Source organism: Sinorhizobium sp. GQ132 (assembly GCF_059758575.1).
Genome location: NZ_JCAXDX010000002.1, coordinates 1 through 19,554, shown reverse-complemented (window position 1 = coordinate 19,554; position 19,554 = coordinate 1). Strand labels below are relative to the sequence as shown.

Here is a 19,554-nt window from a genome sequence, read left to right as displayed (position 1 = left end):
GAGATTGCCTGCGTGCCCGATCTCTACGCCCGCGAAAGCCGCTCGGTTTCGAAAATGGCGCATCTGCGGTTTTTTCCGCAGGCGGTCGTCGGGGGCAGCGGCGCTTATCTGACCGCCGACGACGGGCGGCAGCTTCTCGATTTCTCCGCCTCCTGGGGCGCGGCGAGCCTCGGCCACTCTCATCCGGCGATCCGTGAAGCGGTGGGCCGCGCGCTCTCCGATCAGGCGGGCGCGAGCTATCTTTCATCGGCCAACGAGGCTTGCGTGCTGCTCGCCGAAAAGCTGCTTTCGCTCGTGCCTGAGCGCGCCCGCGGCCGCGTCTGGTTCGGCCATTCCGGCTCCGACGCCAATGAGACGGTCGCCCGCATGGTCGTCGCCGCCACCGGCCGGCCGCGCCTTCTAGCGTTCCACGGGGCCTATCACGGCGGCACCATCGGCTCCATGGGCGTTTCCGGCCATCCGGCACAACAGGGCAGTCGGGCACAGGGCCTGACGCTCGTGCCCTATCCGAACAGCTATGCCGCCGGCAGCCCCGAGGTTGCAAGCGACGCCGCGCTCGCCCGCCTCGAGCGGCTCTTCGCGACCGAAGTGCCGCCGGAAGAGGTCGCAGCGTTCTTCATCGAACCGATCCAGTCGGACGGCGGCATGCTGGTGCCGCCGGACGGATTCTTCAAGGCGGTGGAAGCGCTCTGCCGCAGGCACGGCATTCTGATCGTATCGGACGAAGTGAAGGTCGGCCTCGGCCGGAGCGGCCGCTTCAACGCCTTCGAGCATTCCGGTATCGAACCGGACATCGTCGTCTTCGGCAAGGGCCTTGGCGGCGGCCTGCCGATTTCTGCGGTGGTCGGTCCGGAAGCCATCATGAATCACAGCGTTGCCTTCGCGCTGCAGACCGTGCACGGCAATCCCGTCTGCGCGGCCGCCGCGCTGGCCGTGCTGCAGACGATCGAGCGCGACCACCTCGTCCTGAATGCGGAAAGAAGCGGCAAGGCGCTGCGCGCCGCGCTTGACCGCCTTGCCGCCGGCCATGCGCTGATCGGCGATGTGCGTGGCCGCGGCCTAGCCCTCGGCGTCGAGCTTGTGACCGATCCCGCCAGCCGCGAACCGGCTTCGCGTCAGGCGGCGCTGACCGTCTACCGCGCCTTCCAACTCGGCCTCGTACTTTACTATGTCGGCGTGCGGTCCAACGTGCTCGAACTCACGCCTCCGCTGACATTGACGCAGGCGGAGGCCGAGGCGGGTGTCGCTCTGCTCGACCAGGCGCTCGCCGATGTGGCCGCCGGACGCATCGATGAGGCCTTGCTTGGAGATTTCGCGGGCTGGTAACGGCGTCGCTGGCCTTTCATGGACGCATTGCGGGCTTCCAGGTCTCCAATCAGCTGCGTGAGTTCAATGCTCCGGCACGGGCGGTAGCGGAACAGGCCTTTGAAACGTGCGATGTAATTGCTTCCAGCCGGGATCGTGCATGTGAGCGTGCAGACCGGCCCGCTCCACGAGCGCCTTTGCTTCGGCTTCACCGAAAGCCAGCGCCTCATACATGTCGGCGGTCAGTACCCTGCCCTCCTCCATGATGATCCTGCCGTCGACGATCACCGTATCGACATCGCTGCCGAGAACCTGGTGGATCAGCCGGTGAACCGGCATCCAGTTGGGCGTCAGATGCGGCTTGCGCATGTCGATGATGACGATATCCGCCTTCTTGCCCGCCTCGAGCGAACCGATCTCGTGACCCATGCCGATGGCGCCGGCCGCATCGATGGTGATCATCTCGAAGACCTTGCCCGGCGGCAGGATATAGCGGTCGTGATTGTGTAGGATGTGCTGGGTGGCTTGGGCGCTGCGCGCGATCTGGAGCATATCGAAATGACGGCTCGGAGCCGCGCCGTCCGAAGTGATCGCGACCGGCACGCCCCGGGCCATCATCTCCATGATCGGCGTGGAGCGTCCGGGTGGCGCGTGGGTGACATGGGTGCCGGTTTCGGCCAGGATGTCGATCTCTTCGTGGGATATTCCCCAGCAATGCTGGAGGTGCACATCGGGGCCCAGCAGCGCATTTTCCTTGTCCTGCCAGGCCATGCGTATCTGTCCGGCGAAGGCATCGGAATGGATGCGCACGCCCCATTTGCGCGCGGTTTCACGGATGCGCCGCGCCTGCATCCGGTCGTTTTCGGTCAGATTGACGGCAAAGTCCGGCGTCGAGGCGTTCGACGGTTCGACCGAAGGCACGATCGTGAATGGCGTCAGGAAGACTTTGATGCGCCCGTCGGCGGTTCCGTTCAGGCTTTCGATGACGGCTTCGGCGCCCTCGATCATCTCCTCGAAGGAGACGCTGCGGCGCTCCGGCTTGCCGCTTTCCCACCGCGTGACCGATTGCGGCCAGGGCAGACCCGCTGGGCCAACGCAGATGATCTCGCGAAGCCCGAGTTCCGAATAGGCGCGAGCATGATTGATGGCGAATACCGGATCGTCGCTGCGCGGCATCGATGTGATGATGCTGGCCGAGGTGGTCACGCCCGCACGAAGTCTTTCCAGGCCCGAGACGAGGCCATCCGCATACCAGTAATCGCGGGTGACATAGTGATAGTAGGTCGGCGTCACGATGCGCATCCACAGCGAATTGGTGTCGGCGCCGATGCTGCGGATAAGCGCATGACCCGCATGCCCATGAGCATCGATCAGCCCGGGGATGATCATCTTGCCCCGGCAGTCGATCACTTTCTTTCCGGCATGACGAGGAGCCAGCGCCGATGTCGACAATCCTGTCCTTCTCGATTGCCAGCGCACCGTCCTCGATGATCCGCCGTGTCTCGTCAACGGTGACGATCGTCCCGTGAAGCAGCAGGAGCCCATCCATTTCCTATTCCCCTTGAAAATGCCGTTGGCGTTATTCGATGCGTGGTTTCCGCGCCCCGTAATGTCATTCCGAACTGTCGATGTTCTGATTCATAATTGCCAACAATATCGTTGACAATAAAACAATCGATTATGATACTGCCGAAAAATTCGGGCCAACCACTCTATCGACCGTCATAAGGGGAAGTTCATGTCGCGTTTAAACAGGTTTCTGATATCGGCGCTGGCCGCAGCGGCTATTGCCGCGCCGGTGCTGGCCACTTCGGCAAGCGCCGCCACGCTGCGCTGGGGCAGCCGGGCAGATATCTATTCGCTCGACCCGGATTCCGTTCCCTCGACATCCAATCTGGCGTTCCTGAACCACATCTATGAAGGTCTGATCCGTTATGGCCCGAACTTCGAGATCGAGCCGGCGCTCGCCACCGAGTGGAAGCTGATCGACAGCAAACACTGGCGTTTCACCCTGCGCAAAGGCGTGAAATTCCACGACGGAGCGGATTTCACGGCCGACGACGTGGTCGCCTCGATGAACCGCGTTTCGGACCCGACTTCGCCCCTGCGCGGCAACATTCCGCTCTATGTCGGCGTCAAGAAGGTCGATGATTTCACGGTCGATATCGAGGTTTCGGCACCGACCGCGCTGTTCCTGAACGACATGACCAATATCTTCATGTTCAGCGCCAAATGGCTGAAGGACAACAACGCAGAAAAGCCGACCGATATTGCGTCCAACACCGAGAATTACGCCACGCACAACACGAACGGCACAGGCCCGTTCAAGCTGGAAAGCCGCGTCCCGGACAGCAAGACCGTTCTCCTCGTCAACGATCAGTGGTGGGATCAGAAGAAGCACAATCTGGACCGGATCGAGTATATTCCGATCTCGTCGGCGGCAACGCGTGTAGCAGCGCTTCTTTCCAACGAAATCGATCTGCTCGATTCCGCCCCCATTCAGGATCTTCCCCGTCTGGAATCCTCGCCGGGTATCACCGTAAGCAAGCGCACGGAATTGCGCACGGTTTTCATCGGCTTCAACGGCAAGGAGAAGCTCGAAGACGGGCGTCCGAACCCGTTCCTGGACCTTCGCGTGCGCCAGGCAGTGGAAGCAAGCATCGACCGCGATCTCATCAACAAGAAGATCATGCGCGGGCTGGCGCGCCCTTCCGGCTCGCTCATAGCACCGGAAATCGCCGGCTATGCGAAGTCGCTCGACACTTATCAGCCTGCCGATTCCAAGCTTGCCCAGAAGCTGCTCGAAGAGGCCGGCCAGAAGGATCTCGCCTTTACCTATCTGTGCATGAACGACGAGAGCATCAACGAGGAAGACATCTGCTCGGGCATTGCAAACATGCTCAAGCGTGCCGGCTTCCAGCCCACCATCGACATGGGCCCGCGCGCCGTGCAGCAGCCGAAGCGCACCAATGGCAAGGCCGACATGTTCAATCTGAGCTGGGCAAACGAACCGACGCTCGATGCCTATTCGCTGCTCTCTCAGGTTCTCTCCACGCGCAGCGGCTCGACGGGCGTGTCCAACTATGGCGGCTGGTCCTATCCGGAACTCGACGATCTGGTGAAGAAGGCGGCACAGGAACCTGACACCGCCAAGCGTCTCGCGCTGGAAGAACAGGCGCTGAAAATCGCCAAGGACAGGGCGATCCTGATCCCGCTTCACCAGCAGCCGATCGCCTGGGGCATGCTGGACAAGGTCAAGAGCGTGGATTTCCGTGCCGACAACAAGCCGCGCCACTGGCATACGCAAATGGCCGAATAGGCCTGACCTTCCGGCCCGCAATCAGAGCGTTTCACCCCGGTGAGGCGCTCTTTTGATATGCAGCAGGATCGAAAATCCCATGAAACCTGATCTTTCCAGCCAACTCGTTCTGGGTGAGCGGACCGAGGGGCGAACGCTGATAACCGCACAATGGGTGCTCGCCTGGCGCGATGGCGGCCACGCCCTGATCCCCGACGGCGAAATCGTCGTCGAGCGAAACGAGGTGCTTTATGCCGGGCCGCGTTTCGAGGGGGACGTGGCGCGCCGCATCGATTTCGGTTCGGCGCTGGTCAGCCCCGGCCTGATCGACCTCGACGCCCTGTCCGATCTCGATACCTACCTGCTCGTCCATGACAACCAGCCCGGTTGGGCCAAAGGGCGCATCTGGCCGCGCTCCTATGTGGAGAGCGGACCCTATGAGATGTATTCCGCGGAGGAGCTGGCGTTCCAGAAGCGGTTCGGTTTCGGCCTCCTGCTGTTGAACGGCATCACCACCGCCGCGCCCATCGCGTCGCTCTACTATCGCCAATGGGCCGAGACCGTCGCGGAATTCGAAGCTGCGGCCGACGCGGCGGGCGATCTCGGGCTCAGGGTCTTTCTAAGCCCCGCCTATCGCTCCGGTGGGATGATCCTGGAGGGTCCGGGGCGTATCGAGCCAGTATTCGATGAGGCGCGGGGACTGCAAGGCCTTGCGGACGCGATCGATTTCATCGAGCGCAACCATGGCCGCCATAACGGCCTGGTCAACGGAATGCTGGCGCCGGACCGTATCGAAACCTGCACATTGCCGCTGTTGCAGCGCACCATGGCCGCGGCGCGCGATCTCGATTGCCGCGTCAGAATTCATATGGCGCAGGGCAATCTGGAACTCGACACCATGCGCAGACTGCATGGCGTTTCCGCGCCGCAATGGCTGGCGGATCATGGGCTCATGAGCGAAAGGCTGATCGCGCCGCATGGAACCTACGCCTCGCCACAGGATCTGCAGCTTTACGCGCAACATGGCGTTTCGATCGCGCATTCGCCGCTGGTCTCGGCGCGCATGGGCAGCATTCTCAATTCTTTCGCCGCCTGCCGCAGGCTCGGCATCAATATCGGCATGGCTACCGACACCGCGCCGCCCGACATGTTGATGAACCTGCTGGTCGGGCTGATCGCCTGCCGTATCGGCGAGAAGGCTGCGGATGCGGTATTCTCCAGAGATCTGTTCGATGCCGCCACGCGCGGCGGCGCGAAAGCGCTGGGTCGCAGCGACCTCGGGCGGCTCGCCGCCGGCGCCAAAGCGGATATCGCCGTCTTCCGTCTCGACGATGTCCATATGACCCCGAGCGTCGATCCGGTCACCACACTGGTCGTCGGGGGTTCCGGCAAGGTGACGCAGGCCGTGTTTGTCGACGGGCGGTTATCGATGCTGGACGGCAAGGTCGCCGGCATCGACATGATTGCGGCGCGCGAGCGGGCGCAGCAACAATATGACGGCCTGATTGCCAAATATCCGGATCGCAGTTGGCAGCATCCGCCCGTCGGGAAAATCTTCCAGCCGAGCTATCCGGTATGGAAGGTCCAGTAGGGACTCACCTGGAACCGAGCATTTTGTCGACATATCCGACAGGGCCGATAGGACAAATATTGTCTACAATCACGTTGACAACTTTTTGCCGATCGCCATACTGTCCTCATATGACCTGGGAGGCAGGTCATATCGTATGGAGGAAAATCACACCCAACCCCGGTGTGCGCCCATCCGGCGCAAGCATTTGAGAATACCGCAACCGGCGACGGATGCGGCAGTGCATGACAACAGACCTCCGAAAAGGAGGCGCAAATTTCCAGAAGCGGAGCAAACATATGATGAAGAAACTTGGCCTCGCGGCCACGATGCTGATGGGCCTGACCTTGTCCGGCCATGCCGAAACGCTGAAATGGGGAGCGGCGCGCGATATCTACTCGCTTGATCCCTATTCCTATGGCGACAGCTATACGCTGTCCTTTCTCAATCACGTCTATGAAGGATTGGTGCGCTACGACGCCAATCTGAAGATCGAACCGGCCCTTGCCGAATCCTGGGAAACCGTTTCCGATACGGTCTGGCGCTTTCACTTGCGCAAAGGCGTGAAATTCCACGAGGGCGCGGATTTCACTGCCGACGACGTGCTCGCATCCCTGAAGCGCGTCAGCGATCCGGTTTCGCCGCTTCGCGGCAATCTGCCGGCCTACAAGTCCTCCAAGAAGGTGGACGACCATACGATCGATATCGAGCTGAGCGGGCCCTATCCGCTGCTTCTCAACGACCTCACCAACATCCACGTCTTCGACGCCGGCTGGCTGAAGACCAACAATTCGGAAAAGCCGACCGATGTCGGCGCGAAGATCGAAGGCTACGCCACCTATCACACCAACGGCACCGGTCCGTTCAAGCTGGAAAGCCGGGTCCCGGATTCCAAGACGGTCCTCGTGAAGAACCCGGACTGGTGGGACAAGACCTCCAAGTCCAACATCGACCGCATCGAGTTCACGCCGATCACCTCGGCGGCGACGCGCGTCGCCGCGCTCCTTTCCGGCGAAGTCAACTTCACGGAAAACGCACCGTCGCAGGATCTGCCGCGGCTGCAGGCGCAGCCCGACCTGAAAGTCATGGAGCGCACCGATCTGCGTACCGTCATGGTCGGCTTCAACCGCAAGCCGGAACTCGCGAACGGTTCGGAGAACAAGTTCAACGACCTGCGCGTGCGTCAGGCTTTTGCCCATGCGCTCGACCGGGACCTGATCCAGCAGCGCGTCATGCGCGGCAAGTCGCGCACGGCAGGCGCGGTGGTCGCGCCGGAAATTCCGGGTTACGCTCCCGAGCTGGACACGACGCTGGCATTCGATCCTGCCCTCTCGAAGAAGCTTCTGGCCGAGGCTGGCGCTTCGGACTATCCGTTCACGCTGGTCTGCACGACCGACGCCTATGTGAACGAGGAAGAGCTTTGCCAGGGGCTGGTGAACCTGCTGAGCCGCGCAGGCTTCAAACCGCAGCTCGACATTGCCCCCACCGCCGCACAGGCGCCGAAGCGTACGAGCGGCAAGGCCGATGTCTATCTGATCGGCTGGGCCACGGAACCGATGCTCGACAGCTATTCGATCCTTCTCCAGATGATTCAGACGAAGACGGCCAATGCCGGCGTCTTCAACTGGGGCGGCTGGAGCTATCCGGAGATCGATAAGCTGATCGTGCAGGCGTCGACCGAAATGGACCGCACCAAGCGCCTGACGCTGCAAAGCAAAGCGCTGCAAATGGTGAAGGACGAGATCGTGATGCTGCCCTTGCACCAGCAGCCGATGGCCTGGGTCATGTCGAACAAGATCGAAAAGATCGTGCAGCTGCCGGACAACAAGCCGCGCCACTGGCTGACGCAGTTTGCCGAATAATTCATCCACGACGCTCCGGGATGGACTCCCGGAGCGTCCTGTGACCGAGGAATTCCTATGCTGGTTTTTATCATAAAGCGCCTGGCAAACGCCGTCATGGTGATGTTGGCTGTCGCTTTGCTGGCCTTTCTGATTTTCCGGCTGGCGGGCGATCCCGTCGAGATGATGGCCAACGAGCAGATGACTCAGACCGACCGCGACAATCTGCGCGAACGTCTGGGCCTCAACGATGGCCTGATGACACAATATACCCGGTTCGTGGTCAACGCCGCGCAGGGCAATTTCGGCATCTCCTACCGCAACGGCCAGGACGTGCTGAGCCTGATCGCCGAACGCTTTCCGGCGACCCTGGAGTTGGTGCTGGTTGCCACGCTGATTTCCCTGCTGCTTGGCCTTCCCCTCGGCGTGCTGACGGCGATCAAGCGCGGCAAATGGTATACCGAGGGCCTGCAGTTTATCTCCATTGTCGGGGTCTCGCTGCCGAGCTTCGTCGTCGGCATCCTGCTGATCCTCGTCTTCTCGGTTACGTTCGGCTGGCTCCCGGCTTTCGGTCGCGGCGATGTCGTGCAGCTTGGCTTCTGGTCGACGGGGCTCCTGACGCCTTCGGGCCGCGCGGCGATCCTGCTGCCGTCCGTCGCTCTGTCGCTTTATCAGGTCACGCTGGTCATGCGTCTGGTCCGCGCTGAAATGCTGGAAGTGCTGCGATCTGATTACGTGAAATTTGCCCGCGCGCGCGGCATTCCGCGCTGGCGCATCTATTTCCGCCATGCGCTGCGCAACTGCCTGATGCCGGTCGTGACCATGACCGCGATGAATGTCGGTTCGCTGATTGCCTTCGCGCTCATCACCGAAACCGTGTTCCAGTGGCCAGGCATGGGCATGCTCTTCATCCAGGCCGTGACCTTCCTCGATATTCCGGTGATGGCGGCCTATCTCTGCATCATTTCCTTCATCTTCGTCGTGCTCAACACGCTGGTGGACATTGCCTATGCGGTAATCGATCCCCGCTTGCGTACAGCCCGCTGAAACGCCCGTCGAACCGACTGTGGGGCCAAGACCGATGAGTATCCAGACTTCTCAAACTCCGCCCGTCACCCGTCCATCGCTTTTCCAGCGTATCCGCCAAAGCGATTTGTGGTGGTCGTTCACCCATAGCAAGACGGCGATGTTCAGCGCCGCGTTGCTGGCGATCCTGATCCTGACGGCACTGTTCGCACCGCTGATCGCACCGCAGAACCCCTATGACGGCGCAGCGCTCGACATGTGGAAGGCCGAACTGCCGCCGGTATGGGAGGAAGGCGGAGAATGGCCCTATCTTCTCGGCACCGATACGCAGGGCCGCGACATGCTGTCGGCCATTCTCTACGGGACGCGCATTTCCATCGTCATTGGCATCGCCTCGGTGGCGCTCTCCCTGCTGATCGGCATGAGCGCGGGGCTGATCGCCGGTTACTTCGGCGGGTTCATCGACAATCTGCTGATGCGCTTCGGCGACATCACGCTGTCCATTCCGACCATCCTCGTCGCCATTCTCGTCTCGACGGTCGTGCGTCAGATGCTGCCAGTCAGCCTGCGAGAGGTCGGGGCGTCTGCGGTGCTCATCCTCGCCATCGCGTTATCCGCCTGGGTGCAATATGCCCGCACGGTTCGCGCGCAGACCATCGTCGAAGCCGGAAAGGACTACGTGTCGGCGGCGCGGCTGATCGGCGTCCCTGCCCGGCGCATCATGGCCAGTCATATCCTGCCCAACACGCTGACGCCGATCATGGTGGCGGCCACGCTCAACTTCGGCATGGCGATCCTCACCGAAGCCACGCTTTCGTTCCTCGGCATCGGCATGCCGCCGAGCCAGCCGTCTCTGGGAACGCTGATCCGCATCGGCAATCAGTTCCTGTTTTCCGGATCCTGGTGGATCGTGCTCTTCCCAGTCATTCAGCTCTGCCTGCTGGTCGTGGCCGTCAACATGCTCGGCGACTGGCTCCGCGATGCTCTCAATCCGAAACTGAGGTAAGCCTTATGAACGACCTTTTGCTCCGCAATGTCCGGCCGATGGCAGGAGAATCCTGCGATGTCCTGATCAGGGACGGAAAGATTGCCGGTTTCGGGCGTTTTGAGGCTGAACCGGGAATGGCCGTGGAAGACGGCGGCAACGCCATCGTCGCGCCCGGCCTGATCGATGCGCATACCCATCTCGACAAGACCACCTGGGGCATGCCGTGGCATGTCAACAACCGCGCCGCGATCCTGCGCGAGCGCATCGATTTCGAGCGCGAGCACCGTCTGGACATCGGCATCGATCCGCATCGCCAGTCGATGCGCCATGCGATCGGTCTGGCGGCTCATGGCGCAACCCATATCCGCAGCCATGTCGACATAGATCCGGTCCACGGCCTGTCGCTGGTCGAGGGCGTCTGGCAAACGCGCGAAAAACTCAGGGGCGTCATCGATATCGAAATCGTGGCGTTCCCGCAGTCGGGCCTGATGGTCATGCCCGGCACGAAGGAGTTGCTCGACGAGGCGCTGCGTCAGGGCTGCGAAGTGCTGGGCGGCATCGATCCGTGCGGCATCGACCGCGATCCGAAGGGACAGCTCGACATTCTGTTCTCGCTCGCCACCAAGCATGGCGTGCCGATCGACATTCACCTGCATGAGACGGGCGATCTCGGCGCCTTCACCATGGAACTCATCTTCGAGCGCATCCGCGCCAACGGCATGGAAGGCAAGGTGGCGATCAGCCACGCCTTTGCGCTCGGCATGAGCGATTATCTGCGTGTCGGCCAGTTGATCGAACAGCTCGCCATTCTGGACGTCGCCATCCTAACGACAGGTGCGCCTTCGGCCACAGTGCCGTCGATCAAGCGCCTGAAGGAAGCGGGCGTGCGCATCGGCGGCGGCTGTGACGGCATCCGTGACACCTGGGGTCCGTGGGGTCAGCCGGACATGCTTGATCGCGCCAAGGTCATCGGCATGAAGAACGGCGTGCGCTCGGATCACGATCTGGAACATGTGCTGCACATCGTCTCGCAGGGCGGTGCGGATGTCATGCGCCTGGAAAATTACGGCCTCGAGGTCGGCCGCAATGCCGATTTCACCCTGCTGACCGGTGAAACGCTGGCGCATGCGGTGGTGGACGTCGCTCCGCGTCCGCTGGTCGTCAAGGGCGGTTGCGTCACGGCCCGTCAGGGCGTCGCTGTGGTGGAGATGCCGTAATGAGCGAGACTTTCGATACTCTTCCGCTCGGCCGTCGTCCGGATGGGCGCACACTGATCACCGCCGGCTGGGTGGTCGGACATAAAGACGGCAGCCACCGGCTTCTGCGCAATGGCGAGGTCGTTTTCGAGAACGGCGAGATTCTATTCGTCGGGCACCGTTTCCCCGGCGAAGTGGCCCGTCGAATCGACTTCGGCGATGCCTTGATCAGCCCTGGACTGATCGATCTCGACGCACTGTCGGATCTCGATACGACCATCCTGGGCATCGACAATCATCCCGGTTGGGCAAAGGGCCGCGTCTGGCCGCGTTCCTATGTCGAAGCTGGTCCTTATGAAATGTACACGCAGGAGGCGCTGGCCTTTCAGAAGCGGTTCGCTTTCGGCCAGCTGCTGTTGAACGGTATCACCACTGCCGCTCCCATTGCGTCGCTGTTTTACCGTGAATGGGGTGAAACGGTCGCCGAGTTCGACGCCGCTGCGCAAGCCGCGGGCGAGCTGGGCCTGCGTGTCTATCTCAGCCCCGCCTACCGTTCGGGCGGCATGGTGCTGGAAGCACCGGGCAAGATGGTGCCTGTCTTCGATGAGGAGCGCGGCTTTCAGGGCCTGAACGACGCCATTTCCTATATTGAACGCCAGAATGGCAGCCATGGGGATCTGGTGCGCGGCATGCTGGCGCCGGACCGTGTCGAAACCTCGACGATCAAGCTTTTGCAGCGCACCGATGCCGCCGCCCGCGATCTCGGCTGCAAATTCCGGCTGCACATGGCACAGGGCGCGATGGAAGTGGACACGGTGCGGATGCTGCACGGCTCGACCGCACCGAGCTGGCTTGCAAAGCACGGTCTGTTGAGCGACCGCCTCATCGCGCCGCATGCCACCAACGCCACGGACGAGGATCTCGGTCTTTACGCGGCGAACGGCGTTTCCATCGTCCATTGTCCGCTGGTTTCGGGCCGTGGCGGCTCGATCCTCAACTCCTTCTCCGCCTGCGTCAGGCGCGGGATCAATATTGCCATGGGGACGGATACGACACCGCCCGACATGCTGATGAACCTGCTTACGGGCCTTATCACGGGCCGCATCGCCGACGGCGCACCCGACCGCCTGCGGTCTGCCGACCTGTTCGATGCGGCGACGATTGGCGGCGCGAAGGCACTGGGCCGTTCCGATCTCGGCCATCTGTCACCGGGGGCCCGTGCAGATATCGCGGTCTTCCGCCTCGACGACACCGTCATGGCTCCGTCCATCGATCCGATCACCACGATCGTCACCGGCGGGTCTGGCAAGATCACGCATGCGGTCTTCGTCGATGGCCGCGTCTCCATGCTGGATCGCCAGCTCGCCGGCTTCGACATGCAGGAGGCGCGCATTCAGGCGCAGGCTCAATATGACGGGCTGATCGCCAAATATCCCGAGCGGAGCTGGAACAATCCTCCGGTCGCCGCAATCTTCCCGCCCAGCTATCCGATAGAGGGGGACGCAAATGGGTGACATCCAGGAACCAGTCATTGAAGTTCGCAATCTGCGTGTGGATTTTCCGGGCCGTCGCGGCACGGTGACCGCGCTGTCGGATGTCAGCCTGTCGATCCGGCCCGGTGAGATTCTCGGCGTCGTCGGCGAGTCCGGCGCAGGCAAGTCCATGACCGGGCTCGCCATTCAGGGCCTGCTCGAAGCGCCGGGCCATATCGCCGGCGGCGAGGTCTGGCTCGGCAAGCGTCGCATCGATACGCTCGACGATCGCGCCATGGAAAAGATCCGCGGCCGCGAGATCGGTGCGATTTTCCAGGATCCGCTTACCTCGCTCAATCCGCTGTTCTCGGTCGGCGCACAGCTCGTCGAAACCATTCGCCGGCACCTCGGTCTCGGCAAGGCCGAAGCCCGCGCCCGCGCCGTGCAATTGCTGCGCGATGTCGGCATTCCCTCGCCGGAGGAGCGGGTCAATCAGTATCCGCATCAGTTCTCGGGCGGCATGCGCCAGCGTGTCGTGATTGCGCTGGCGCTTGCAGCCTCGCCGAAACTCGTCATCGCCGACGAACCGACGACGGCGCTCGACGTGTCGATCCAGGCGCAGATCATCTCGCTCCTGCGCAAATTGTGCAAGGAGAAGCAGGCCGCCGTCATGCTCGTCACGCACGACATGGGCGTGATCGCGGAAGCTGCCGACCGCATCGCGGTCATGTATGCCGGAAGGCTGATCGAGATCGGGGCTGTCGAACAGGTGCTGCACCAGCCGCGCCATCCCTATACGCAAGGTCTGATGGCTTCGATTCCGTCGCTCGGCGCGCGTGTCGAGAGGCTCAACCAGATCGACGGCTCCATGCCGCGGCTGGACGCGATACCAGAGGGCTGCGCCTTTAATCCGCGCTGCAAGATGGCGGGGCCGCGGTGCCGGCGCGAACGTCCGGAACTCATTTTTGCCGGCCAGAGTGCAAGCGCCTGCTGGCTGAGCGCAGGAGGCACCGCATGACCAAACCGTTGCAAAAGACCCCGGCTCTGACCGTCGACCGGCTGGTCAAGACATTCGACGTGTCCGCTCCCTGGCTCAACAGGGTAGTGGAGCGCAAGCCCCGGCAGTATCTGCAGGCCGTGAACGATATCAGCTTTACCGTTCCCGCCGGCGGCTGTCTCAGCATTGTCGGCGAGAGCGGTTGCGGAAAATCCACCGTTGCGCGCCTCGTCACCGGCCTGCATCGTCCGACGAGCGGCGAAATGCGCTTTGCGCCCGGCAGGAGCGGCGCGCCGCTTTCGGCGCAGATGATCTTTCAGGACCCTTACGCCTCGCTCAATCCGCGCTGGCGGGTGAAGAACATCATTGCCGAACCGCTGCGCGAACTGAAGCTGCGCAAGACCGCGGCCGAGGTGACGGAGCGCGTCGAAGAGCTTCTGGGCATTGTCGGGCTCTCGCCATCCGATGGCGAGAAGTTCCCGCACGAATTTTCAGGCGGGCAGCGCCAGCGTATCTCGATCGCCCGCGCGCTGGCGAGCGAACCCGAATTTCTGGTCTGCGACGAGCCGACCTCGGCGCTCGACGTGTCCGTGCAGGCGCAGGTGTTGAACCTGATGCGCCGTTTGCAGGACGAGTTGGGGCTTACCTATCTCTTCATCAGCCATGACTTGAGCGTCGTTCGCCAAATGTCGGACCGCATCGCGGTGATGTATCTGGGCCGCATCGTCGAGGAAGGCGATACGGAAGAGTTGTTCGCTCAGCCGCGCCATCCTTACACGCGGCTCCTGCTGCAGACGATTCCGAACATCGAGGCACCGAACCGCAACCGCGAGCCGGCCAGCGGCGAAGTGCCGAGCCCGCTGAAATCGCCTTCCGGCTGCGCCTTCCACCCGCGTTGCCCGATCGCCACGGCGCGCTGCTCCAAGGAAGTGCCTACGGTGCGGGTCTTGCAAAACGGCACCCGGGTAGCCTGTCATCTGGCAGAGGACGTGATCGCGGAACGTTTACCTGAAGCGGGATGAGGAAAAGTCTGTGCGGTTTTCCGCCCGCGTCCCGCGTCTCAACTTCTTGGAATGGATCACAATGCCGGCGTTCCGCCGTTTCAAGCCAGTGCTGCGCGCAGATCGTGCGAAAAGTCGCGTATCTCGCTCAAGTCGAGCTCGGATTCCACATGTTCCAGATGATGCGACATGAGATGGACGGCTCTCTGGGCTTCTTTGGCCGCAATCGCCTTGACGATGTCGGCATGTTCGTCGGGACCGCAATTGAAGCGTGTGGTGTTCCGGTAAACGGCCGTAATCAGCGAACTGCGGGCGATAAGGTCGCGCATTGTCGTAAACAGGAAATCCGACCCGGTCAGTTCGGCCAGCAAAAGATGGAAGCCGCCGGAAAGCTTGATGATATCCGTGGTGCTGTCTTCGGCATTGGCGATCCGCTCATTTTTGACATGATCGCGCAGCCGCTTCACGCTATCCTTCGACATCGAACTGCAGAGACGCTCCACGACGCATCTCTCCACCGCCTGGCGAACGAAAAACACGTCGCGCGCCTCTTCCACCGACGGCTTGCAAACAAAAGCACCGCGATTGGGAATGATCGTTACGAGGCCGTCGCGCGCGAGAACGGTCAGCGCCTGACGAACACGTGCGCGACTGACGTGAAAAATCGAGGCCAGCTGTTCTTCTTTGAGTTGCACGCCAGGACGCAATCGCCGTTCAGCGATGGAAAGCCATACCCTTTCGACAATCTGCTCGACCGACATCGCGGCTTGTTCGCGCATACCCTGTTCTCCTTGCTGAAACAGACAATCGTCAAGCGCGTGAAAAAGTCAACTCGCGGATTCAAATGGCTTGCAATATTGTCTACAATATGAAAGCTTATTGTAGATTATAAGACCGACATTTTGGGACCGCGATGGAATTCGACTTCGAAGAAATTGAGCCGCAAAGCCGCTATCGGCTGCTGACGAATTTCATCGGCCCGCGTCCGATCGCGCTCGTGACGACCCGCTCCGAGAGCGGGCATAGCAACGCTGCGCCGATGAGTTTCTTCAACGTGTTTTCACATGATCCGGCCATCGTCGTCCTGGGCATCCAGCCGCGTTTGACCGGTGAGCCGAAGGACACGATGGTCAATATTCGCCGCTCCGGTGAATTTGCCATCAGCATGGTCGATATGGCGTTGTCTCAACAGATGTTGATCTGCGGCCTTGGCTTCGACAGCGAGGTCGACGAGTTGGAAATGGCCGGATTGAAAGCCGCCCGGTGCCGCAAGATCGATGTTGCCTATGCCGAGGAGGCGCCTTGCATCTTCGAGTGCCGCGTCGAGCGCCTGATCGACTATCCCCGCCGCACCCTCGTGCTGGGCGAGGTGGTGCACATGCATGTGCGCCGCGACTGCCTCGACGCCGAAGGTCATTATGTGGACCCGGAACGTTACCAGCCGATCGCCCGGCTTCATGCCGACAATTACATCACGTCAGACCGCCAGTTCGTTTTGAAGGCCCCGCCGATCGCCGATTTCGTCAAAAAGAAATAGGCGTCAATGAGAGGCAACGAGAATTTCATCATGCATATTCATCTCATCAATCCCAATTCTACAGCTTCCATGACCGCGCAAGCGCTCGAAAGCGCCTTGCTGGTCAAACATCCCCACACGCACGTCTCCGCCTCCAATCCGACCGATGCCCCGGCCAGTATTGAAGGTGGTGCAGATGAAGCCATGTCGGTTCCGGGAATGCTGGCGGAGATCCGCCACGGCGAAGCGCAGGGCGTCGACGCCTATGTCATAGCGTGTTTCGATGACCCCGGACTGCATGCCGCGCGCGAAGTCGCCAAAGGCCCCGTGATCGGTATTTGCCAGGCTGCGGTACAGGTGGCCATGACGATCAGCCGTCGCTTCTCCGTCATAACGACGCTTCCGCGCTCGGTGCCGATCATCGAGGATCTGGTCAGCGATTACGGCGCCGAGCGTCATTGCCGGAAAGTCCGTGCTATCGATCTTCCGGTCCTTGCCCTCGAGGAAGATCCGCAAAAAGCCGAGCGGCTGCTGCTCGAGGAAATCGAGATTGCCAAAGCCGAGGATGGTGCCGAAGCGATCGTCCTTGGCTGTGCGGGAATGTCATCCTTGTGTGCCCGCCTCCAGAGAGCGACGGGAGTGCCGGTAATCGATGGAGTGACTGCTGCAGTAAAGATGGCCGAAGCGCTGCTTGGCGCAGGATACACGACTTCCAAGCTCAACACTTACGCCTATCCCCGAGTTAAAACCGCGGCCAGTCAAAAGGTTTGCGCTTAAAGGACTTCCAAGTGCGCGTATCATAGGAAGCGCGGCGCTGTGGGAAAGTTTTCGGAGGACTGCACCCTCTCCTTTTCCTCATCCCTGTGCTCCGTCACAGGGATCCAGCAGCGCCGCGTCTGCGGCGCGGAAGAGCCTTTCCAGCCCAAGGACTTGGCCTGGCTGGATTCCTGTGACAAGCACAGGAATGAGGGACCGGGGAAGTGCCGCCACTACAAGCTTGACTTGTGGATGTGCAAGGGAATGGTCAACCTGTGACGCAATGAAAGGTTACGTCTACATTCTCGCATCGAAGCGAAGCGGGACGCTGTATACGGGCGTGACCCGCGACCTTCCGCGCCGCCTCGCTATCTTCACGGTTTATGAAGCGCGCCGAGGGACCGCACCCTCTCTACCCTCCTCCCTGTGCTCGTCACAGGGATCCAGCAGCGCCGCGTCCGCGGCGCGGAAGAGCCTTTCCCGCCCAAAGACTTGGTCTGGCTGGATCCCCGTGACGAGTGCGGTTCCCCTAATGCAGCTCATGCCGCGTGCTTCAACGGTCGCGCTCGCTCGACACGCTCGCGTTCCTTGGGCGTGTTCATTACCTCCCAAAGATCGTTGCGACGCTGCACGTTGAGCCAGAAGTCCGGGCTGTTGCCAAAAACGCGGGCAAGGATGAGTGCGGTTGCGGCGGTCACGTTCCTGCGGTTCCCGCACAACTCGTTGACGTGCTTGCGCTGCACGCCCATCGCCTCGGCTAATGCGCCCTGCGTCAGACCCATCGGCTTCATGAATTCCTCGGTCAAAATCTCGCCGACAGTCGCCGGCTTGCGCTTGGTCGTCAGCATATCTGCCTCGCTCTCATCGGTAGCTGTGATCATCCAGGTAAATCCCGTCCGCCTCGCCGCGTTCGCCATCCCAGCGGAAGATCAGCCGCCATTGCTGGTTCACATCTCCACCGCGGAGTTAATGTACCGCACCATGACTCATAGCGCAAAGGTAATCCTGTCAGATACTTGTGCGCGTCACAGGAATGAGGAAATCAAACAAGCGGCGGCGGGCGGCCCGATCTCAACAGGCCTTAGAGAACGGACTATCGCTGACATTTTTTTTTCGGGGTGAGCTCGCCGCTCCCTACTCCGCGGCGAAAGGGCCCGCTTTTGCGGCTCTTATGTCTTTTGTTCCAAGGGGCCGCTTTTATCTTTCCTTGCGATCAGGATACCATCTCTGATTGCGGATGAATTCGAGGAAAGCCCGCACGGCCGCGCTCGTATGTCGCCGGCTCGGATAATACAGATACCAACTCGGCAGCTTCTGCTTCCAGTCGCAGAGCAACTCAATAAGTCTGCCTTGTTCGACATCGTCACGGACATAGTCCTCGAACAGGTGAGCGATTCCCGATCCCGCAAGCGCGGCCTGGAGCTCCTGATGCGCTGAGCTCAATGTCAACCGACCTTTCGGGGTGATTTCCACTTCGTCGCCGTCACGCGCAAATTTCCACGTCACCATGGTTCCGCCGGGGAAGCGGCGGCGAATACAGTCGTGCTGTAAGAGATCGCCTGGTGAGCCGGGTCGACCGCGTTTGCGAAGATAGTCAGGCGAGGCCACGATCGCGTATCGCAAGGCCGGACCGAGGGGCATAGCGATCATGTCCTGGGCGAGCTGATTCCCGAAGCGCACCCCGGCGTCGAAACCTTGCTCCACGATATCGATGATCGCAGCATCGCTGACGATCTCGACATTGACGTCGGGATAAATTTTCATGAACTCAAAGGCCAGAGGGCACAGAACGTGGTCGGCGGCCGGTCCCGGTGCGTTGATCCGCACCGTGCCAGATGGGCGCTCGCGAAGCTGATTGAGGTCGTCGACCGCTGTTCTGATTTCGTAAAGAGCGGGCCTTAGTCGCTCGAGAAGCCGCTCGCCCGCTTCAGTAGGCGCGACGCTGCGTGTCGTTCGGTTCAGAAGCCGGATTCCCAGCGCCTCTTCGAGCACGCTGATCGATTGACTGATGGCGGACGACGAAACACCCCTGCCAAGCGCGGCGGCTCTAAAGCCACCACAGCGCACGACGTCCTCAAAGATTTCCAAGCTGTCGAGCCGTAATGGCCGCATTGCAAAGCCCTGCTTAATAAGCTGATCGGTTTTGATTAGCTTATCCTCACGTCCAACCTGTGTCATCCCTAGAAGAAGTCGCCAGACGGCGGCACCAGATGCAGCACCTGCGATCAGCTATTCGGACGGGATCAAAAGCATGAGTGAAATTACTCTGAATCGTAGGAAGATCATGCTGACCGCCGCATCGGCGGTCACGGGAATGATCTTGCCGACCGGGATGGGCTCTGCGCAGGCAGCTCCCGCCGCGTCGCTTCCGGCTCACGGTGGAAATGCCGGCTATTACCGCTTCCGCGTCGGCGACATCTCGGCGACCGTGCTGAGCGACGGGCTGATCGGCGGCCCTCCCCGCATCTACGCCAGCGATGCGCCAGAAGCAGAGCTGCAGGACGTTCTGAGCCGCGCTTTCCTGCCGACCGACCGGCTGACGCTGAATCTCAACACCCTTCTTCTCGAAACGAATGGCAAGCGGATCC

Annotated in this window: 15 protein-coding genes and 4 pseudogenes; 14 read left to right on the top strand and 5 right to left on the bottom strand. The window is 61.4% G+C overall.

Annotated elements, in window-relative coordinates:
- Window positions 1-12 precede the first annotated feature (12 nt).
- Window positions 13-1,326, top strand: a complete 1,314-nt coding sequence (locus AC6CIG_RS04185; RefSeq protein WP_498322447.1) for an aspartate aminotransferase family protein — start codon at window positions 13-15, stop codon at window positions 1,324-1,326.
- A 63-nt stretch (window positions 1,327-1,389) separates the two neighbouring features.
- Here AC6CIG_RS04185 and AC6CIG_RS04180 read toward each other — a convergent pair.
- Window positions 1,390-2,854, bottom strand: a pseudogene (locus AC6CIG_RS04180) (amidohydrolase family protein).
- Between the two features lie 189 nt (window positions 2,855-3,043).
- On the opposite strand from AC6CIG_RS04180, the gene AC6CIG_RS04175 reads away from it, so the two are divergent.
- From AC6CIG_RS04175 to AC6CIG_RS04135, 9 genes are all read left to right on the top strand, one after another.
- Entirely contained in the window at window positions 3,044-4,624 is a 1,581-nt protein-coding gene (locus AC6CIG_RS04175; protein WP_100671957.1) for an ABC transporter substrate-binding protein, read from the top strand.
- Between the two features lie 79 nt (window positions 4,625-4,703).
- Window positions 4,704-6,194, top strand: coding sequence for an amidohydrolase family protein (locus AC6CIG_RS04170; protein ID WP_100671958.1), 1,491 nt, complete (start codon window positions 4,704-4,706; stop codon window positions 6,192-6,194).
- A 278-nt stretch (window positions 6,195-6,472) separates the two neighbouring features.
- Window positions 6,473-8,035, top strand: a complete 1,563-nt coding sequence (locus tag AC6CIG_RS04165; protein WP_437409430.1) for an ABC transporter substrate-binding protein — start codon at window positions 6,473-6,475, stop codon at window positions 8,033-8,035.
- Window positions 8,036-8,092: 57 nt separating this feature from the next.
- Complete coding sequence (locus AC6CIG_RS04160; RefSeq protein ID WP_018095864.1) at window positions 8,093-9,061, top strand: ABC transporter permease; 969 nt, start codon at window positions 8,093-8,095, stop codon at window positions 9,059-9,061.
- A gap of 34 nt (window positions 9,062-9,095) precedes the next feature.
- On the top strand, window positions 9,096-10,046 hold the full coding sequence (locus tag AC6CIG_RS04155; protein WP_018095865.1) for an ABC transporter permease: 951 nt from the start codon (window positions 9,096-9,098) through the stop codon (window positions 10,044-10,046).
- Between the two features lie 5 nt (window positions 10,047-10,051).
- Window positions 10,052-11,245, top strand: a complete 1,194-nt coding sequence (locus tag AC6CIG_RS04150; protein WP_437411677.1) for an amidohydrolase family protein — start codon at window positions 10,052-10,054, stop codon at window positions 11,243-11,245.
- Window positions 11,245-12,738 carry an amidohydrolase family protein gene (locus tag AC6CIG_RS04145; RefSeq protein WP_018095867.1) on the top strand — a complete coding sequence of 498 codons (1,494 nt, stop codon included), beginning with the start codon at window positions 11,245-11,247 and terminating at the stop codon, window positions 12,736-12,738. The genes AC6CIG_RS04150 and AC6CIG_RS04145 overlap by 1 nt, the downstream gene beginning before the upstream one ends.
- Window positions 12,731-13,714 carry an ABC transporter ATP-binding protein gene (locus AC6CIG_RS04140; RefSeq protein ID WP_127712468.1) on the top strand — a complete coding sequence of 328 codons (984 nt, stop codon included), beginning with the start codon at window positions 12,731-12,733 and terminating at the stop codon, window positions 13,712-13,714. Before AC6CIG_RS04145 ends, AC6CIG_RS04140 begins: the two co-directional genes overlap by 8 nt.
- Window positions 13,711-14,715 carry an ABC transporter ATP-binding protein gene (locus AC6CIG_RS04135; protein ID WP_498322444.1) on the top strand — a complete coding sequence of 335 codons (1,005 nt, stop codon included), beginning with the start codon at window positions 13,711-13,713 and terminating at the stop codon, window positions 14,713-14,715. Before AC6CIG_RS04140 ends, AC6CIG_RS04135 begins: the two co-directional genes overlap by 4 nt.
- Window positions 14,716-14,795: 80 nt before the next feature.
- Here the strand turns inward: AC6CIG_RS04135 and AC6CIG_RS04130 are convergent, their stop codons facing one another.
- Window positions 14,796-15,473: a GntR family transcriptional regulator gene (locus AC6CIG_RS04130; protein ID WP_018095870.1), complete on the bottom strand. Its 678-nt coding sequence runs from the start codon at window positions 15,471-15,473 to the stop codon at window positions 14,796-14,798.
- Window positions 15,474-15,607: 134 nt separating this feature from the next.
- Between AC6CIG_RS04130 and AC6CIG_RS04125 the strand changes: the two genes are divergently transcribed.
- From AC6CIG_RS04125 to AC6CIG_RS04115, 3 genes and pseudogenes are all read left to right on the top strand, one after another.
- A complete protein-coding gene (locus AC6CIG_RS04125; protein ID WP_127712467.1) occupies window positions 15,608-16,231 on the top strand; it encodes a flavin reductase family protein in 624 nt (207 codons plus the stop codon).
- Between the two features lie 30 nt (window positions 16,232-16,261).
- On the top strand, window positions 16,262-16,987 hold the full coding sequence (locus AC6CIG_RS04120) for an aspartate/glutamate racemase family protein (protein ID WP_127712482.1): 726 nt from the start codon (window positions 16,262-16,264) through the stop codon (window positions 16,985-16,987).
- A 262-nt stretch (window positions 16,988-17,249) separates the two neighbouring features.
- Window positions 17,250-17,333: pseudogene (locus AC6CIG_RS04115) on the top strand (GIY-YIG nuclease family protein); the annotation flags it as partial.
- A gap of 172 nt (window positions 17,334-17,505) precedes the next feature.
- Here the strand turns inward: AC6CIG_RS04115 and AC6CIG_RS04110 are convergent.
- From AC6CIG_RS04110 to AC6CIG_RS04100, 3 genes and pseudogenes are all read right to left on the bottom strand, one after another.
- On the bottom strand, window positions 17,506-17,814 hold the full coding sequence (locus tag AC6CIG_RS04110; RefSeq protein WP_127712466.1) for a HigA family addiction module antitoxin: 309 nt from the start codon (window positions 17,812-17,814) through the stop codon (window positions 17,506-17,508).
- Window positions 17,815-17,827: 13 nt separating this feature from the next.
- Window positions 17,828-17,917, bottom strand: a pseudogene (locus tag AC6CIG_RS04105) (type II toxin-antitoxin system RelE/ParE family toxin); the annotation flags it as partial.
- Between the two features lie 246 nt (window positions 17,918-18,163).
- Window positions 18,164-19,144, bottom strand: a complete 981-nt coding sequence (locus AC6CIG_RS04100) for a LysR family transcriptional regulator (protein ID WP_164867094.1) — start codon at window positions 19,142-19,144, stop codon at window positions 18,164-18,166.
- A gap of 106 nt (window positions 19,145-19,250) precedes the next feature.
- On the opposite strand from AC6CIG_RS04100, the pseudogene AC6CIG_RS04095 reads away from it, so the two are divergent.
- Window positions 19,251-19,554: pseudogene (locus AC6CIG_RS04095) on the top strand (MBL fold metallo-hydrolase); the annotation flags it as partial.

Excerpts from the sequence above, each read along its gene's own strand:
- AC6CIG_RS04120 (WP_127712482.1), top strand. The coding sequence starts at position 16,262 with ATGCATATTCATCTCATCAATCCCAATTCTACAGCTTCCATGACCGCG.
- AC6CIG_RS04140 (WP_127712468.1), top strand. The coding sequence starts at position 12,731 with ATGGGTGACATCCAGGAACCAGTCATTGAAGTTCGCAATCTGCGTGTG.
- AC6CIG_RS04155 (WP_018095865.1), top strand. The coding sequence starts at position 9,096 with ATGAGTATCCAGACTTCTCAAACTCCGCCCGTCACCCGTCCATCGCTT.
- AC6CIG_RS04125 (WP_127712467.1), top strand. The coding sequence starts at position 15,608 with ATGGAATTCGACTTCGAAGAAATTGAGCCGCAAAGCCGCTATCGGCTG.
- AC6CIG_RS04175 (WP_100671957.1), top strand. The coding sequence starts at position 3,044 with ATGTCGCGTTTAAACAGGTTTCTGATATCGGCGCTGGCCGCAGCGGCT.
- AC6CIG_RS04160 (WP_018095864.1), top strand. The coding sequence starts at position 8,093 with ATGCTGGTTTTTATCATAAAGCGCCTGGCAAACGCCGTCATGGTGATG.
- AC6CIG_RS04150 (WP_437411677.1), top strand. The coding sequence starts at position 10,052 with ATGAACGACCTTTTGCTCCGCAATGTCCGGCCGATGGCAGGAGAATCC.
- AC6CIG_RS04100 (WP_164867094.1), bottom strand. The coding sequence starts at position 19,144 with ATGACACAGGTTGGACGTGAGGATAAGCTAATCAAAACCGATCAGCTT.
- AC6CIG_RS04130 (WP_018095870.1), bottom strand. The coding sequence starts at position 15,473 with ATGCGCGAACAAGCCGCGATGTCGGTCGAGCAGATTGTCGAAAGGGTA.
- AC6CIG_RS04165 (WP_437409430.1), top strand. The coding sequence starts at position 6,473 with ATGATGAAGAAACTTGGCCTCGCGGCCACGATGCTGATGGGCCTGACC.
- AC6CIG_RS04145 (WP_018095867.1), top strand. The coding sequence starts at position 11,245 with ATGAGCGAGACTTTCGATACTCTTCCGCTCGGCCGTCGTCCGGATGGG.
- AC6CIG_RS04170 (WP_100671958.1), top strand. The coding sequence starts at position 4,704 with ATGAAACCTGATCTTTCCAGCCAACTCGTTCTGGGTGAGCGGACCGAG.
- AC6CIG_RS04110 (WP_127712466.1), bottom strand. The coding sequence starts at position 17,814 with ATGCTGACGACCAAGCGCAAGCCGGCGACTGTCGGCGAGATTTTGACC.
- AC6CIG_RS04135 (WP_498322444.1), top strand. The coding sequence starts at position 13,711 with ATGACCAAACCGTTGCAAAAGACCCCGGCTCTGACCGTCGACCGGCTG.